Here is a 17,644-nt window from a genome sequence, read left to right on the forward strand (position 1 = left end):
TCATTCCTTGACAACGCGAAAACCAACAAATTTACTGTCAATCATGGCTTCATCATTGGAATCAAAATAATCATAGGCACTATAGCCGTAAACACCACTTTCAAAATATTCAGCCACATTACCACCTATATCATAAAGCTGTGCATCATTAACAGCAACGGCTTTTGAGCTTCCTACAGGTTTAAGCAAAGTCCTTGAATTGGGTGTTACCTTTTCCATTAATTTAGCTGCATCACTTTTAACAATATCATAACCGGCCCAGGCATTAAATACGTTTTCGTTTTTAGCGGTCTTTCTTGCCGTTTTGTGCAGTGCTTGAGCTTCTTTGGTATTTGGTAATCTGTAGGATTCGCCAGTTTGCTGCGATAGCCATTTGATATAGTTTAGAGCTTGGGATTTGGATACTACTGCAGGATAATTATCATGACCAATAGTGAATTCAAATGAATTCTCAAATGTCTTAAATTGAGCATTAGTCACCTCAAACCGGCCAATAGAAATGGAGTCGGTTTTTAATGCAACCGTTTCTGGCATCAATTTACCATTTCGCAACTCCCCATATAGTCCCTTAGTGGTTTTAACCTCTTGTAGAGCCAACAGATTAGCAAGTGGGCTATCTTTTTTAAAGGCTTCATTGTTGGTGGACGGTTTATTTAAAAGGTACGTTTCAATCCAAGTTATCTCTTCTTCCATTTTGCGCAATTGATGCGTAATTTTCCCTAAACCATGCGGTTGTCCGGGGAACCATAAAAAGCGAACAGGAGCTTTACCGACTTGTTGCAGTCCTCGATAATACTCCCAACCTTGATCTCTTGGCACAGCTCTATCCTCACTGCCATGAAAAATTATGGTTGGTGTTTTGATTTTTTCGATTTCAAATAAGGGTGATTTTAAAATATAGTTTTCATTATAAGATTTCCCATTCATATCATCCCATGGTGCACCACCAAAATAATGCTCATCGAAACTTACACCAAAAACGCAGGTACCATAATCAGAAGTCCAGTTGACATCTCCTGCACCCGGAGCTGCAACCTTAAACATGTCTGGATATCTTAAGGTTAACATTGTTGTTATTATCGCTCCATTGGACCAACCCATAGTACCCATTTGTGCCTTGTCTATTTTTCCATCTTTGTGCAGCACTTCAATGCCTTTAATAATGTCCTCAAGTTCTGGTTCATAGTAATTCTCTCTAATACTTTCAACAAACGCTAACCCGTGATTGCTAGAACCATGATAATTAGGTTTAAGAACAAACATGCCGCGTTGTGCCAAAAGATTAGGGTAGGTACTCCAGCGCTCAGACCACAAATCTAAATCCACACCAGAAGGGCCGCCGTGTATAGAAAGCATTAAAGGGTAGCGTTGACCTTCTTTATAATTTTCAGGGTAATATAGGATACCGGTAACCTCTTCGTTGTTATACCCTTTCCAGACTATAACCTCACTTTTGGTAATTGGTTTCTTTTCCAATTTTTTATTTAGTTTCACCAGATTTTCTTCATTGGAAAACTTGTGCTCTTTTAAGTCGGCTATATGATAGGTTGGGAGGCGAGAGGCTGTAGAGTAGTTGTAAACGACTTTTGTACCATCATCGGAAACCTGCGATAGCCGAACATGGTCATTTTTATTGCCTAAGTCAATGGTCTTTTTAAACCAGTCACTTCCTTTTTTCTTATAGTACGCCAGTCTAATTGTTGCCTTATTTGCCAGTGGTACAATGACATCATTTCCCACAACTTGATATCCACCGGCATGGCCTAAGTCCCATTTTAAATCAACTTCTTTAGACTCCATTGACTCTATATCAAAATAAAAGAGCTTATTAATTCCTGGCCCATTGTATTTTGGATTATTGCCGTATTCTGAAGAAAAGTAAAATCCTTTGTGGTCACTGGTAAACGAAAACCCATAGGCAGGAAAATCAAAGTCTGCGAGAATTCGACGGGTCTCACCAGACTCAAGATTTTTTAGGTACTGATAGGGTTCTTTTTGTGCGTCTGATGCATAACTTCTACTGCGTTGCACACCATAGACTAACCACTTGCCATCTTTAGAAACTTCAAATCCAGCGAGTGGTTTTTGGTTATCCGTAATTCGATTTATCGTTTTCTCTTTAAGTGAATACGCATAAAGGTGGCTTGGTGTCCAGTGCAATGAATCTTCAACCACAATGACATCGTCCTTTTTATCTTCAGCCTCTTTTTCATATAATGTTTTTCCATCGTTAGAGGAGAACAATAGTGTGTTTTCATCTTTCCAAGAAATACCGGAAATCCCATTCTCAAATTCCTTTACCTCTTGAGCTTCTCCACCATAAATACTTAATTTCCACAACTTCTTGCTTTTATCTCTTGAAGACAGAAAATAGATATACTCACCATCTTTAGAAAATAGTGGACTGTAGTCGTTGTCCTCACCGTTGGTAAGTGGTATGGTCTTAAACCCATCGTCTGTTTTAATATCAAGGCGTGTCAAGTAAATATCGGACACGAATTTATCCTTCTTTTTTACGCCTTTTCGTTTTGTCCAGACAACCATTGAATTATCTGGAGAAAAGGCAACAGAACCCACAGATTCTGTATTAATGATATCCTCTGGTGTCCAACGTGTAGGATCTTTTTTCTCTTGACCAGACAAGGGTGCGCAAAACACTAAAGCGAGTGATGCTATTACGATAAGTCTTACTATAGTTTTCATTTATAAATCAATCAGTACTTAATTTTAATTTCCATTAGCGGGTTGCGGGAATTTAGGAGTTTTAATAACTCTTTTTACACCCAACTGTTTTAACAATTCCTCCACGGCACTTTCCAATTGGGGATCCTTACCATTACTCAATGATTTAGCATCTTGTCTTACCTCAATGTCTGGAGCTACCCCTTTATTTTCAGCAATCCATTCATTGTTGATAGGGTCAAATACGGCATTATCAGGTGCTGTGACCCTCCCACCGTCAATTAGTGCATAGTGTGTTGAAGATTTTACCAGTCCGCCCCAAGTAGTCATTCCAATTAGTTTTCCGGCGTTTTGTTGCCTAAAAACCCAAGGGAAGAAGTCACCTCCAGAACCGGCAAGTTCATTAATCAACAATACTTTTGGTCCTAAAATACCAGCAGGTAAGGTCATTGGTTTTCCATTAGGTACTTCATTGGTGAGAGCTGCGCGCAATTGTCTAGTCATAAGGTCAACCATATAATCATCTAATAATCCGCCGCCATTGAATCTTTCGTCAATTACAGCACCTTCTTTATCTTGTTGTGCAAAGAAATAACGATTGAACGACACAAAACCCGGCCCTCCTGTATTAGGAACCCAGACATAACCTAATCGTCCATTGGATAGTTTGTCAACCATGCGTCTATTATCTTCTACCCATGTACGTTGACGTAATGAATTCTCATTTCGTATAGGCTCGACGATTTCTTTCCAGTGGTCTTTAAAACTTGGTTTGTCATTTAAATGAAGGATAGTTTGTTTTCCTGCAGTACCATCAAGGTATTTATAAATATTGTCATCGGCCTTGATTTCCCTACCATTGATACCAACTATATAATAGCCTTCTTTTACCTTTAAGCCAGGTGCATCCAGTGGTCCACTAAGACCAGGATTCCAGCTTTCTGTCGTGTATATACGGTTAATTTTCCAACGGTCGCTATCTTGGTTCAAATCTGCACCCAACAAACCGACTTGGGTCCTCTCAGTATCAGGATAGTCTCCTCCTCCTACAAAACTGTGGCCAACAGACAACTCTCCATTTACTTGGTCTAGGACATAGGTTAGGTCTGCTCTGTGCTTAATAAATGGCACCAAAGGTTTGTAACGTTTGTAAACGGTATTCCAGTCTCTGCCGTGTATATTAGGATCATAGAAATAATCCTTTTCATAGCGCCACACTTCCTCAAATATTTGTTCCCACTCCGCAGAGCGGTCTAATTTCATCTGTAGGTCTACTTTTAATTGTTTTCCTCCTTTTGCATTGGCTCCTCCTGTAGCAACAACATTCCAATTACTGCCAAGTCTGGCAAGCATATGTTCACCGTTTGGTGTGATGTATACAGAGCTCGCATTATCTGCAAACTCTTTAAGCTCTTCATCCTTAAGGGTAAATTTATGCAGCGTTGCTCCACGACTATTTGGGATTAATTCAGCAATAAACACAGCCCCCTTTGGTCCAGCCATTATACTAACATAGTTCCGCGTAGGAACGGGTAGTGCTAAGGTGCGACGCCCTATATCCTTAAAATCTATAATTACGCCTTCCTCTTCTTTATCCTCTTTTTTAGAATCATCGTCCTTACTTTTTTCTTTGTCCTCATCTTCAGTCTCCTTAACTTTTTCTTCATCACTTTTAGGTTTAAAAGGCGAAGGGTCATTAGCGTCTAAATTAATGACATAGGCTGCATATGAGGCGTCAGAGGTGATAGCACTGGTATTGGCCCATCCCGAACCAAGTGCAACATTTGTACTAGCTAGGAAATAGAGTTGCTTTTTTCCTAAGTCCCAAGTAGGAGAGAAGGAGTCTGCAAAGGTATCTGTTATTGGAGTAGATTTTTTGGCTTCTACTGAATAGATAAGAATTTGTCTGAAGTTGTTCGAGCTAGACCGCTCATAAGCAATCCATTTAGAATCTGGTGACCACTTCAATTCAATTCTGCCACGATCGAGGTTGTTGGTCCCCACATCAAAAGTTGTCGTCTTCTTAGATTCTAAGTCAACCAGTCTCAGTCTAACATCATCATCCACGAAAGCAATAAATTTCCCATCGGGTGACCATGACGGATTCCATGCTAACTTAGATTCCCCTATAGAAATAGACTCTGGTTCAGACAGCCCATCTTGATTAGACAGCATTAAGGCATAGCCTTTTCTATCTGCATCAGAAAACCAAGCTATTTTATCGCCTTTAGGAGACCATAATGGTCTTCTGTCAGCAGTTCCTGAGCTGGCTGTAATATTTCTGGAGTCCCCGAATTCAGTCGGTACTGTAAAAATATCCCCTCGAGATTCCATAATAGCGCGTTTGCCGTTTGGTGATAGCGATACAAATCTTGAAGAATTAGAGACATTTTCCCATTTTGTTTCTGCCCAAGGAAAGTCACCAACGACATTAATTGTTAGCTGTTCAGTAGTACCTGAAGCGATATCATATTTGTGTAAATAGCCATCCCTTTCATAAATAAGTTTAGATTTATGTGCTGACAGCCATTTTACGTCAGAGCCTTTAAACGAGGTCACTTGTTTTAGGCTCATGGATTCGGTGTCATAAGACCATATATTAGCCACTAAATCCCTGTCTGAGATAAAGTAGATTTTATTTTCAAGCCACAAAGGTTGAATATCGGTAGTTTTATTATTTGGAAGTAATTGCTCTTCCTGTGTTGCCAAGTTTAAAATAATCAAGGGTGTGTTTTGACCACCTCTGTAGGCTCGCCACTCTACATCCCAGCGGTCCATTTTATCGATTATTAATTTTTTACCATCTGGTGATAATGCCCCATCATGACTCCATTGTCTTGTTAAGAGTTTTGGAGCGCCACCAGTGACATCAATCGTGTATAATCTGTTGTATGGACGTGGAGCCGTATCTCTAGAGCTTGCTAAAAGTATTGTCTTGCCATCTGGTGACCACCCTCTAACTTCTGCTCCTGAGGGATGCCAGGTTAATTGTTGGGGCTCTCCACCATTTTTTGAAACCAAAAACACTTGGTTTACGCCAGAGCGGTTAGATGTGAATGCTATCCATTCACCGTCTGGGGAAAAATAAGGATTTGATTCTACAGCAGCGGTACTGGTAAGTCGTTTAGCCTCCGTAGAATTAATTTCTGTAATCCATACATCACTACCGTAAGTGAAGACAATGTGGGAATCACTGATATCTGGTTGACGCAATAATCGCGTTCCTTGAGAAAAGCCTAAAGTGCAAATGAGAAAAGCCAAATTCGCAAGCAGTAATTGGGAATTAATTTTTTTTAGAATTGATATCATAATGAAATATTTAGTTTGTAATCTGGTTCTATTTTAATCTCTCGGTGTTGGAATAACGACGCCGACCTCTTTTTCATATCTTTTCCATTCCTTGATTAAATCATCATACACTAAAGGATAAACTTTGCTTAGGTCATTTGCTTCAGCCATATCATTCTTAAGGTTAAACAGTTTGAAATTTTCCATTTCAAACGGTAAATCGATATTACTCAGCTTCCAATCACCTTTAATGATAATGGCTCTACCACGGTGTTCAAATCCAAATACGTAATCTTCAGAATGTACTGTCTTAGCTTCGTCATTAATGATGGGGACCAGGGATGCCCCTCGTAACCTGCTAATGGGACGACCATTGAAAGTTTTCGGATAATCCACGCCTACCAATTCATAAAAAGTTGGTGCTAAGTCCATTAAGGTTAAAAGTGAATGGATGGTAGCACCTCTTTTCTTTACCATTGGTCCAGATATTAACATGGGAGTTGTAATACCACCTTCAGTGGGATAGCCTTTATAATATTTGAAAGGTGCTGAACCTGCCTCTGCCCATTGCTTACCATATGAAACATATGAATTTGCACTTCCCATATTTACATAAGTATTATCGTAAGTATTCCTTACATCTGGAGGTAAAAAACTAGAATTAAAAAAATCCTCAGCAGCAGCGCCGTTATCGGACATGATAACAATCATAGTATTATCATATTCACCAATCTCTTTGAGATGATTTATAAGGCGTCCTATATTAACATCCAAATTATCTACCATGCCGGCATATAGCTCCATTTTACGAGATTCAGCCATTTTTTCTTGTTGTGACAAACTATCCCAAGGTTTGATGTTGGGATGGAGTTCAGGTAATTGGATGTTTTGAGGAATAATACCTTTACTCTTTAAGCTCTGAAGGCGTGCAATGCGCAATGAGTCGTAGCCACCATCATAACGTCCTTTATATTTTTGCCAATATTTTTGATCTACCTGTAAGGGCCAATGAGGAGAGGTATAGGCTGCAAAACCAAAGAATGGTTTATTAGCTTTCTTGGCTTCGGATATATAACCAATGAGTTTGTCCGTGTATAGGTCTGTAGAATAGTTGCCTTCTGGCCAATCTGTTTTTTTTCCATTCTCGGTGTAGGAAGATATAGAATCCTTTAAAACACCCATATTACTGTAATGATTTCCCGCACCTTCAAGTAATACAAAAGATTTGTCAAATCCTTTATTATGTGGGTTGGCCTCTTCGGTTTTTCCTAAGTGCCATTTACCCACCATGAATGTCATATAATTTTTATCTTTCAGAAGTTGAGGCACAGTTACAACTCTATCCGTAATGCGGCCCTCATAGCCTTCAACTTTTGTAACATTATCTTGAGCCCCCATACCAGCTATATGGTTGTCGTTACCGGTCAATACCATTGAGCGTGTGACAGCACAGTATGGTGCAGTATGAAATCTACTAAATTTGATACCGTTTGCGGCTATGCGGTCCATGTTTGGGGTTTCAATGTCTCCACCATAAGCACCGATATCAGCATAACCTAAATCATCCGCTACAATTAATAAAATATTTAGAATTTCCTTTTGAGCCTGCTCTTGTGGTTTTTGATTGCTACTTAGTAAAATGAGAAATGGACAAATCAAAACTACGGTCTTGAAGCGCTTGGAGAGGTAAGGGTAAAAAGAGTTCAAAATAATGTCTAAATAGAAATAGCCCTTAAATTTACAAATAACTTAGCCACCATTTATCTTTATTTGTCAATTTATAAACCATGTATTTTTTGCAAATAGGGTATAACAGCAAAACAATAATTATCCAAATTAAATAAACAATGGCCAACGGGTAGCCGTAGCCTTGAAGGGCTCCGGTCATCATAGTTTCATTATCCAATATCATAAGCTTCCAGTCTTTACCGGTGATTAAGAGACCGAGGATGGCTCCTAAATGAATAAAAAGAATATGAAGGATATAATAGAAGAATGGAACACGACCAAAAACGGTTAGGAAGTCCGTAGCCTTATTTTTAAAGTTTTCCACAAACCTTAAAAACAGAAAAGAAGGACCTAATGTAATTAATAAATAGGCCATAGAAGGCGGATATTTATTGACATTAAAAAAGGATATTATAGTTTTTTCTGTAGTTTCTTGGACTTCCCAAGGTAATGGATCGGCGTAAAAATTCAGACCTCTTAAGATAAAGAATAAAACAATTGAAGTACTACCCATAACAAGTAATAGTCTGCCTCTGTTAACTTTGGATTTATCTGGATTGAACAATTCTCCAAAGCAATAGCCCAAAAGCATAACCCCAATCCAGGGTAGAATAGGATAGGAAAATGACACAATTTTCCCATCACCATAACTAAAAACACCACCTTGATGAAGCATAGACCATAATATGGATTCAAAACTTTGTCCTTCCATAGTAATGCCATCTAAGCTATTGTGCCCAAAAACAATGATGAGTCCAAGTATTAGAATAAGTCGTTTTGGAAGATAAACAGCCAGGCCTAAAACAATCATACTTAAACCGATAGCCCAGATAACCTGCAGGTTTGTGAAACCATAATTAACATCGAACCACCAAAGGAAGTTATTGATGACAATTTCTACAAAAATAAGCCAGATACCTCTTGTGATTAAAAATTTGGATAAATGGCCTGTATTCTTATTACGTCCGTATAAAAAGGCAGATGTACCGGCCAGAAACACAAAAACAGGAGCACAAAAGTGTGTAATGAACCTGGTACCAAACAAAATCATATTTGTAGACTCCATATTCTCTGGATAATTCCCTGCAAAAGCATTAATATGGAAGTAATCCCTTACATGATCTAAAGCCATTATGACCATGACAAGACCTCGCAGAATATCAATCGACCCAATTCTTGATGATTTGACTGATGACATATGTCTTTTAGTTAGGGTTAAAAGAGATGGGAGGTTTTAAAGATAGGAAAATAAGCATATGAAATTAGATTAATCGCTTTCCGATGATTATTTATCTACTGCCATTGTAACTTTTGAGGTTGTGCTTGGTTTTATATCCTTTAACTTTCTCGTATACCGCCTTCCATTTAAAAATTGTCCTATAACAGAACTTCTAACAAATAAATGATAGGTTAGAAAGCAAATAAAGAAAGTAGTGCACATCACAATTAAAAACTTAATTGTGGCAGGTAAGGCCCAATCTTTAATAAGAACCGGCAGTATTGCAGTAAAGGACAAATGAATAAGATATACCCAATACGAGGCATCTGAAATATAACGCATAATAGGTGAGTGGTTACTCGCATACCTGATAAACAAACCCGTGACTCCAAATATCAAGCACCAAACCATAACAGACTTAATAGCAATTGCACCCCATAAATTAAAACTTTCATGCCAGAAGAAATAGCCAGTAAATAAGGCCACACCTATTCCTGTAGATATAAAATCCAGTTTCATCATCCTATCTAATAGGTGTTTCGATTTAAATAGAACCCAACCTATGATATAAAAGAAGGCATAGTATGTAAATGTATTGACATCTGGGATAAAGGAACCAGAAGTGGCTACTTGTGAGGTATTCATAAATAGATACACCATTGCAGTGAAAATGGCCAAAACCAATATTCTTAAAACCGGTTGTTTAATCAACGTATTGAACATTTGCGTTAAATTGGATCCGAATTTTCGAAATCGCTTTGTGATTAAAGCTAGTAATACTGTGAATCCTGTAATAAGCGCTAAATAATAAAGGAACCATAAATGAAAGGTACTTCCCGGGATATAACCTTCAGATGTGGAGAAAAATGATAGAGCTGTCTCCATTGCTTGAGGGTCTCCTGCGAAAGATAACCGCGTATAGACAAAAGAAAAAATAATTGATGGCCATAGTAAAAAAACAAAGACCAAAAATGGAAAAACAATCCTTTGTACACGATTCTTTACCATGCGCAAGGGCTGCCGTTCATAAAATAACATAGCTCCAAAGAAACCGGCAACAAAAAAGAAAATCTGCATTCTAAATGCATGGATAAAATCCACGATATAGTCGTTGGTCCAATGGGTTGCGTTCGGGTCTTTCAAGGACCAGACGTTCCCCCAATCAGTGACTGCATAAGTTATCGCTGAATGAATAACTAAGCCTAAGAGCATCATTATAGCTCTTAGCGCATCCATGGAGTGGAGTCGTTCTGTTTTATGAGGAGTAGTTTTCATTTTATTCAAAAGTTTCTAATAGTGTTCTAGTTTGCCTTTTTTTTACGAGTTTATGAATAAAGTCAGTTACAGTGCAACCAGGACATGTGTATTTTAAATAATTCTCTGTTATGGGATTAATCTTCAATGACATGAGGTGTTACCAAGGTGTGGTCTAAAACGGTAAAGCTGTCGACCTTATCTTGATGATTTCTAAAATTAATGAACTGGACTATAATCCCCATAATTAGGGGCATTAATGCGGTAATGTAGAACACGTAATCCCAGCTAAAATTAGCTTTTAAAACACCCACTATGGCTGAGCCTGAGGCTCGACCCATATTAGATAAGGCCATGTATAGCGTAAACTGTGTTGCTGCTACGGTCTTCCAGCAAAGGTTCATGCCAGAAGCAAATACAGCGATACATAAAAATGTATATAAGGTGTAGTAAAGAAGAATAAATCCATATATATAGATATTGCTATTCCAAAAGCTAGTTGTAAAAGCAAAAATTGCAATTATACCCGCAATAAGTCCTAAGTATAGGGTAAGCATTTTCAGTTTCCCAAAATAATCGACCATATAGCCACCAATGAACATCCCTAAAAATCCAGCTAGTATATTTATAATTGAAAAGGCTTCCGAAAAGAAGGTGTTGGACCAACCTAATTCCTGAATTGTAAAGATGGGAAGAATAGTGTCTACAAGTCCGTACATAATTCCGATAATAAAAACGGCTACACAAAAAATAAGACTAGAACGCAATCTCACCACTCTATAAAGGCTCTTTAAAATCTGTTTCCAGCTTCTTAATTGACTTTCCTTAGATTCGTGATTTGCTTCGCCTTTGGTCCAAGGCATGATTTTTTCTCCTGGGCGCTCGGTGAAATAAATGGGCACAAGCATAATTAATGCTACAGCAATGGCTAAAGACGAAATGGCTAAGGAAAAACCAAGGTTATTGATTAGGGCCGTACCTACTATTAATGACACTGATGTACCAATAATCTTGGTGCCCCACATTAAGCCATTAGCCCTGGCTTGTTCATCAATGGGAATGACATCTACAGCCATACCATCTGTTGCTACATCTTGAAAAGCACCAAAAAAGCTGATAAAGAACCCTGTTAGCATTAAGCCTGACATGTTATTAAGGGGGTCTGGAACTAAGCCAATACTTAAAAAACTGAGAATAAGCCCGAGTTGACCAAAAATAACCCAAGGGCGTTTGCGTCCCATGGATAAAATAGTAAAACGATCCATAAGTGGAGCCATAAGTATTTTAAAACTCCATGGAATACCTATGATGCCAACGAACGCAGCAATGTCCAATGCTGATTTGTCATTCATGGCTAACCATGCCGGTATAGCAAAAAACGTTATGCCTTCCGGAATACCCTGGGCTGTGTATAATGCAGAAAATGAAAAATAACGGGATAGGGCACTGCCCGTTAAACTTCGACTGAACTTTAAGTTAAATCGCTTTGTGGGATTATTCATAGTGTCGTCGAGATAAGTTTCATTTATCTAATTGCAGCTGCGGTTGTTGTGCAAGATAGGCTTTTCGTATCTCTGAAATTTTTCTAGGGTAGGTTCTGCCATTTAAAAACTTGCCAATAAAAGTCGTTCTTACGAAATAATGATAAGTTGCAAAGCAAATGATACTTGTGGTCGTGGTTACAATTAGGAATTTAAATCCTGCAGCAATGTCCCAGTCGGCAATTAGTGCAGGTATGATTATGGTTAGAGGCAAATGGAATAAATAGACCCAATAGGATGAATCTGAAACATAGCGCATTCTCGCCGAGTGATGGCTCCCAAAGCGGATAAATAGACCGGTGATACCAAAGATGAGTAGCCAACAGCATAAGCATCTTATAACCATGATTAAATAAAGAGACAAACCGCTGGTATCTGCAAAAAAGTACCATGTAAATATGGCGGTACCTAAAAGTGTAAATTGCCAATCGTATCGTTTGAAGGTATTCAATAATGACTTGGCTTTAAAAAGTAACCAACCTACCATATAAAAATAAAAGTAAAAGAAAAAGGTACCCAATTCGGGCACAAAACTTGTGGAGGTGTTCACCCAAGTTCTATCCATAAATACTAGGATAAGTACCGTTAAAGCTGTAAATATTACAAGACGTACTATCGGTCTTTTAAAAATTTCAAAATAGTATTTGTTAATAGTGCCTGAGGTTTTTGGTAAGGTTTTAAAAAGACTTCCCAGAAAAAACGAGACGACGGAAAACATTATAAGGTAATACAAAAACCAAAGGTGCATGGTTTTATTAGGAATAAAGCTCGCAAGGTTTGGGAATCTTTCGGCAGCTATGGCAAAAGCGTCTGTATTGCCCTCAAAAACATTAAGGGTATATTGCATTCCACCAACAACGGGTACAAATAAAATAATCACAAAAACAACAAACGGCCAAGTGAGGCGCTGCATTCTATTTTTAAACATTTGCCGTTTTCCACGCTCATAGAATAACAGGGCAGCGAAAAATCCAGCCACCAACATAAATATGGGCATTCTAAATACATGGATTATAGAGCCAATCCACCCTAAATCTGGATTAAAGTTGTTAAGGTCTCGGATGAGCCAAGCGCCTTGTGGTTCTCCACCAGTATAGGTTATGACAGAATGTAAAACAACACCAAGCATCATCATGATGGCGCGCAGAGAATCTAGAGCGTGCAATCGCTCTGTTTTGTGTGGAATAGATTTCATAGAATTTTTTTAAAATAAAACAGGCAAATCAGTAACAGCTTTATCATTAACTAAACTCAATAACTTCAAACACTAAAACTTCTTTAAAGTGTATTGCAGTGCCATTACTGATTTTCTATCTTCACATAAAATGCCTGTTATTTGTATTTGCTACAGTTCTGGCATGTAGCCTAACTGCTGAAAGATTGTTAAATTATCATAATAGGCGTCCTCTCTAGAGGCCTTCCCATTTTCATCAAAGGTCCAAACGCTCATACCATGAGTTGTAATTGGTTTGTTGGTTGTTTTACCTTGAAAAGCTCCAGTATTGGTACCCGTGCATGTCCAATTGATTATGGCCTTATTTCCTGAAACCATGTAATTATCTAAAGCCACATGAAAATCAGGGAAACCACCAAAGAATACATCCATGAGGTCGGTACCATACCCATCTGAGCTTGTAATAATCACTTCACCATTTTGTGTACGCACAAAATCATTTGTCATAGCGGCCTTCATAGCCGGCTTGTCATACGCGTTCCAAGCTTTAACGATGGCATCAATACCTGCTTTAACAGTTTTCTCATCTACTGACATTGCTTTTTGGGCTTCAAGGGCTTGCATTTCCATGACAATGGCTGTTGGGTCCCAATAGCCATATTCCTTAACAATTTTATCCCCTACGATTTGAAATGTCATATGAATGGGCATATCCACGACCTTACCAGTAGCAGCAATGGTTCCTTGCCAGTCTAGCCAAGCGTTAACCCAAGTGTCGCCTTTGTCGGTAATCACCATTTCAAACTCTTGGTCTTTATCTAAAAAGCCGCGTTTTGAGTAATTGGCATCATTAGCCTTGTGATAAGCTACGATGTCCTTATTTAAAACAGGATTATCCTTAGTGTTAAAATAAGACTTAGAGGTATCAGCCAAAACCATCGCGTCCTTGTCGTAATTCATCGTATTGTAATTGTCTATGTGTTTTTTTACTACATCAATCTCTGGGGACTGTTGGGTGTATCTAGTGTCTTTCTGTTGGCATCCTACAAAAAGGATGGTCATAAGGCCTAATAAAATTATATTTTTCATTGTATTGGTTTTTTAGTTTTGTGTCATATAAAATTCTGGTCGCATTTCAGCTTCAATTTCTTCTATTTTTAACACATTTTGAAACATGTCATACATAGTTTTATCAATATCAGCGCCTAATAACTCATCATTAGCTTTTCCCTTAACGCCCATATCGTATTCATCTTTGGCGGCAACTGACACCATATAATATTCTGCTTCTGTACCAAAACCACTTTCATAAACTCTATAGTACATTTTAGAGCCCTTTGATGAAAACAGATTTTTGATAGCTTGCATTTTTTCCCTCACCACAGCTCTGTTGGCTGGAGTAACATATATCTTGTAATGTTCCCTGTAGTTTTCCCCTTCAGGTGTTTGGGTTATACCAGTAGGCATATAAGATAGTTCGGAATTTAGAGTTAGGATGTAATCTTTCTCTACGTCATAACATTTGTCCAAACGACTAAATAGAGGCCATACTTTGTCTCTACCAGCCTTTTCCGCCAATTGTACAACAGGTGACGGTTTATCCAATTCTGCCATATTATTTATAGGTCGTATAAAGTAATAATGATTGTTGTTGCCTCGCATAACGAGCATAGTGACATCATCTAAAGGATTGGCTTTAACAAGTGCACTGACTTCTGCTAAGATGGATTCATATTCCCCAGTCATTGATGGTTTTACAACATCTTCATGGATGTGATATTTTTGTTGGGCATTCATTGCCTTTGGTGCTAGGAGCAACACAACTGCCAAAAGCAATACTTTTTTAAAATTGTTCATAATTAATAGCTTTTAATGGTTAATGATAAGAAGTTCAATTTTATAATTGATATATCAAGTAAATGATAATCATTGGAAAACGAAAACGACTTAGGACGGAACGGTGTTTTCTTTATCCGAAGGCTAAAGTTTAATTATCTAAGGAATTTGATGTAGGAGTTTTACTATATCGTTTGAAGACGATTTAGTAATTCATCCTTTAAGGATTTACTTATCGGAATTGATTTTTTGACAATTACGATATGACTATTTGAAATTTCGGTGATTTGAGAAATATTTACAATGAAGGAGCGATGAACTCTCAAAAAGTGCCTTGAAGGTAACTTTTCATCTATATCTTTCAGTGTCATTACCAACAGGTATTCTTTATTTTTTGAATAGATGCGGCAGTAGTTTCTTTCGGCCTCGATATAAAGGATATCAGATATGTTAACCTTAACCATAGAATTCTGGTTTCTCACAAAAATACTGTCACTTAAAATATAGGACCCACTGTTTTGAGGTTCTACACCTGTTTTTTTTGACGCATTGGATGTAATTTGGCTAACAGTGAGCTCAATCGTACGTTGTAAATCTAATTTTTTAAAAGGTTTTGAAATAAAACCATAAGGGTGTGTTTTTTTAGCTCGGTTAAAATGTGCGTCATCAATATTTGCCGTAAGATAAATCACAGGAATATTATGTGACTTTTGCATGGCTTCTGCTGTCTCAATGCCATCTAGATTTCCTTTTAAGTTAATATCTAAAAGTAAGATATCGGGTCTATCCTCTTCAATGTTAAGCAAGGCGTCTTCACCTCGGGGGACAATACCAACTACCTCATAACCCAATTCCGTAAGCTGAAGCGAGATATTAGCGGCAATAATCATTTCGTCTTCAACAATTAGTATTTTAATTTTGTTGGGCATTAGGCTGCTGTATCAATTAAAAAGTCAAACTCTATATAAGTACCACTTTCTGAATATTCTGTCATTTTACCATTGAGCTGTTGCGTTAATAATTTCACTAACTGTGTACCAAAACCAGTACCTTTTGGGGCAAGACCTTTTATCTTTCCAACGCCATTATCTGATACTTTTAATTTTAAATGACTCCTGTTAATTTTTTCTAGACTAATAGAAATAGCACCATCATTATTCTCTGGAAAGGCATATTTTAAAGCATTGGTCAGTAACTCATTTACAATGAGGCCAATGGGAACTGCTGTATCAACATCTAAATCCAAGTTCTCCATAGCGCATTCTATCTTAACGCGGTCCTCTGCATTGAAGGTGTCTAAAATACCCTCACTAAGGTTCAAAAAATAATCTTTCATTTCTATACTGCCTAGATTTTCGCCTTGATACAACTTTTGGTGAATGATACCCATGGATTGTACGCGATTTTGACTTGCAATCATGGCGTCTTTGGTCGCAGAGTCTTCAATCTGTGCAGATTGTAATGCGATGAGGCTTTTCACCATTTCTAAATTATTCTTTACACGATGGTGAATTTCTTTGAGCAACAATTCATTCTCTGCATTTTTAGCTTTAATGATTTTTGTGGCTTTTCTATTTTTATTAAAGAAATAGAGCAATGAAACTAAGAGTAGCCCTAATAATGCTGTAACTGCAATTATCAAGTTTTGAGTCTTGCTTTTTTGAACCAATAATAAGGCTTGACTGGCAAGTGCTTCATCTTTTTTGCCTGTTTCATATTTAACGATTGTTTCCGTTTCAAGATTGGCAACTTTTCCCTCGAGAACCTCTATCTTGTTATTAAGGGCTTTATCTTTATAAAGCAGGGCATTCTCAAAATCGCCAAGTCCAGCATAAGTTGCTGAAAGGTCTAGATAGGGTTGTATAATAGAAGTTTGTTCTTTGTCCTCGTATGCCGCAACGCCAGCTGTTAAGTGTGTTAAGGCATTTGAGTAATCGTTTTTCATGAGATAGACCTGACCTATTTCTGTTCTGTAAGTCGCGCAACGCTCTTCTCCAACATGGGTCTTGCAAAGTTCCCAAGCTTTTATATAGTCTTTCAGGGCATTGTCATAGTCTTTAGCTTTAACATAGACCTCACCTCTGTAAGAATACGCCCTAACCGGAACGAATATCTCCTCAGGTGCTTTGGTTTTTATGAGTTCTAAACAATAATCTGCAGCTTTATAGGCTTTATCAAATTCGCCCAGCTCACCATAACCAATGATTAGATTAAACTGGGCAATTGCTACTGAGGCATATTCGCCAGCGTTTTCTAGAATTGGAATCGCCTTATTGGTATAGGCAATGGATTTTTCAAAATCTTCCATCACTTGATATAACACGCCTAGTGTGCGGTAAGCACTACCTAGGCCTTTCTCATCATCTAATTCCTCATAAAGTCCAATCGCTTTAAATAAAACCTCTTGGGATTTTTCAAGTTCTCGTATGTTAAGATAATCTATGGATAAGGTTCTGTAGGTATCCGCAATTTTCTTTTTATTGCCACTCTTTTCATAGTATTCTAAAGCTTTTTCAGAGTGGTATACTATCGAGTCTGACGGGAAAATGCCATTATAGCCGTGCCAATTGGCAAGTTCTTCATGAACTTCCGCTATTGTTTGGGGCGATTCCGAATCTAAACTCCGTTTTAGAGTTTGTAGTCCTATGGCGTGAAAATTATCTAAGTCAGTACCTGTATAAGCATTTTGGCGCATCCAAGATAAAGAAGAGTCAATAGATACGTTTTGTAATTCTTTTGGGCTCAATATGTTAGACTGCGAAAGCCCTAGGTATGTTGAGAGACATACCATTAATAATGTGAAGATAGTTTTAATCATAAGCCCTTAATGGTCGGGATTAAAAGACTTAGGGGAATGTTAAAGATATAAAAAAAAGCGTTACTAAGGCAACGCTTTTAAATATACTGATGTAAAATTACACC

The 17,644-nt window shown here is 37.8% G+C and carries 11 protein-coding genes; all 11 read right to left on the reverse strand.

The window, feature by feature from the left end:
- Window positions 1-2,703: a S9 family peptidase gene (locus CA834_RS05165; RefSeq protein ID WP_094967601.1), complete on the reverse strand. Its 2,703-nt coding sequence runs from the start codon at window positions 2,701-2,703 to the stop codon at window positions 1-3.
- 24 nt (window positions 2,704-2,727) lie between these two features.
- On the reverse strand, window positions 2,728-5,991 hold the full coding sequence (locus CA834_RS05170) for a S41 family peptidase (RefSeq protein ID WP_094967602.1): 3,264 nt from the start codon (window positions 5,989-5,991) through the stop codon (window positions 2,728-2,730).
- Between the two features lie 33 nt (window positions 5,992-6,024).
- Window positions 6,025-7,677: an arylsulfatase gene (locus CA834_RS05175; RefSeq protein ID WP_206186845.1), complete on the reverse strand. Its 1,653-nt coding sequence runs from the start codon at window positions 7,675-7,677 to the stop codon at window positions 6,025-6,027.
- A gap of 31 nt (window positions 7,678-7,708) precedes the next feature.
- A complete protein-coding gene (locus CA834_RS05180) occupies window positions 7,709-8,896 on the reverse strand; it encodes a DUF1624 domain-containing protein (RefSeq protein ID WP_094967603.1) in 1,188 nt (395 codons plus the stop codon).
- Window positions 8,897-8,983: 87 nt separating this feature from the next.
- On the reverse strand, window positions 8,984-10,192 hold the full coding sequence (locus CA834_RS05185) for an acyltransferase family protein (RefSeq protein ID WP_094967604.1): 1,209 nt from the start codon (window positions 10,190-10,192) through the stop codon (window positions 8,984-8,986).
- Window positions 10,193-10,308: 116 nt separating this feature from the next.
- Window positions 10,309-11,673, reverse strand: a complete 1,365-nt coding sequence (locus CA834_RS05190) for an MFS transporter (protein WP_094967605.1) — start codon at window positions 11,671-11,673, stop codon at window positions 10,309-10,311.
- A gap of 19 nt (window positions 11,674-11,692) precedes the next feature.
- Window positions 11,693-12,907, reverse strand: a complete 1,215-nt coding sequence (locus tag CA834_RS05195; protein ID WP_094967606.1) for an acyltransferase family protein — start codon at window positions 12,905-12,907, stop codon at window positions 11,693-11,695.
- A 150-nt stretch (window positions 12,908-13,057) separates the two neighbouring features.
- Window positions 13,058-13,975 (reverse strand): ester cyclase, encoded by a 918-nt coding sequence (locus CA834_RS05200; RefSeq protein ID WP_094967607.1) that lies wholly within the window; start codon window positions 13,973-13,975, stop codon window positions 13,058-13,060.
- Window positions 13,976-13,987: 12 nt separating this feature from the next.
- Window positions 13,988-14,743 (reverse strand): hypothetical protein, encoded by a 756-nt coding sequence (locus tag CA834_RS05205; protein ID WP_094967608.1) that lies wholly within the window; start codon window positions 14,741-14,743, stop codon window positions 13,988-13,990.
- A gap of 164 nt (window positions 14,744-14,907) precedes the next feature.
- The gene (locus tag CA834_RS05210) at window positions 14,908-15,651 is read right to left on the reverse strand and encodes a LytR/AlgR family response regulator transcription factor (protein ID WP_094967609.1); all 744 of its coding nucleotides are present in this window, start codon (window positions 15,649-15,651) and stop codon (window positions 14,908-14,910) included.
- Window positions 15,651-17,540 (reverse strand): tetratricopeptide repeat-containing sensor histidine kinase, encoded by a 1,890-nt coding sequence (locus CA834_RS14695; RefSeq protein ID WP_094967610.1) that lies wholly within the window; start codon window positions 17,538-17,540, stop codon window positions 15,651-15,653. The genes CA834_RS05210 and CA834_RS14695 overlap by 1 nt, the downstream gene beginning before the upstream one ends.
- Between the last annotated feature and the right edge of the window lie 104 nt (window positions 17,541-17,644).

This window comes from Winogradskyella aurantia (assembly GCF_002266855.1).
Classification (GTDB): Bacteria; Bacteroidota; Bacteroidia; order Flavobacteriales; family Flavobacteriaceae; genus Winogradskyella; species Winogradskyella aurantia.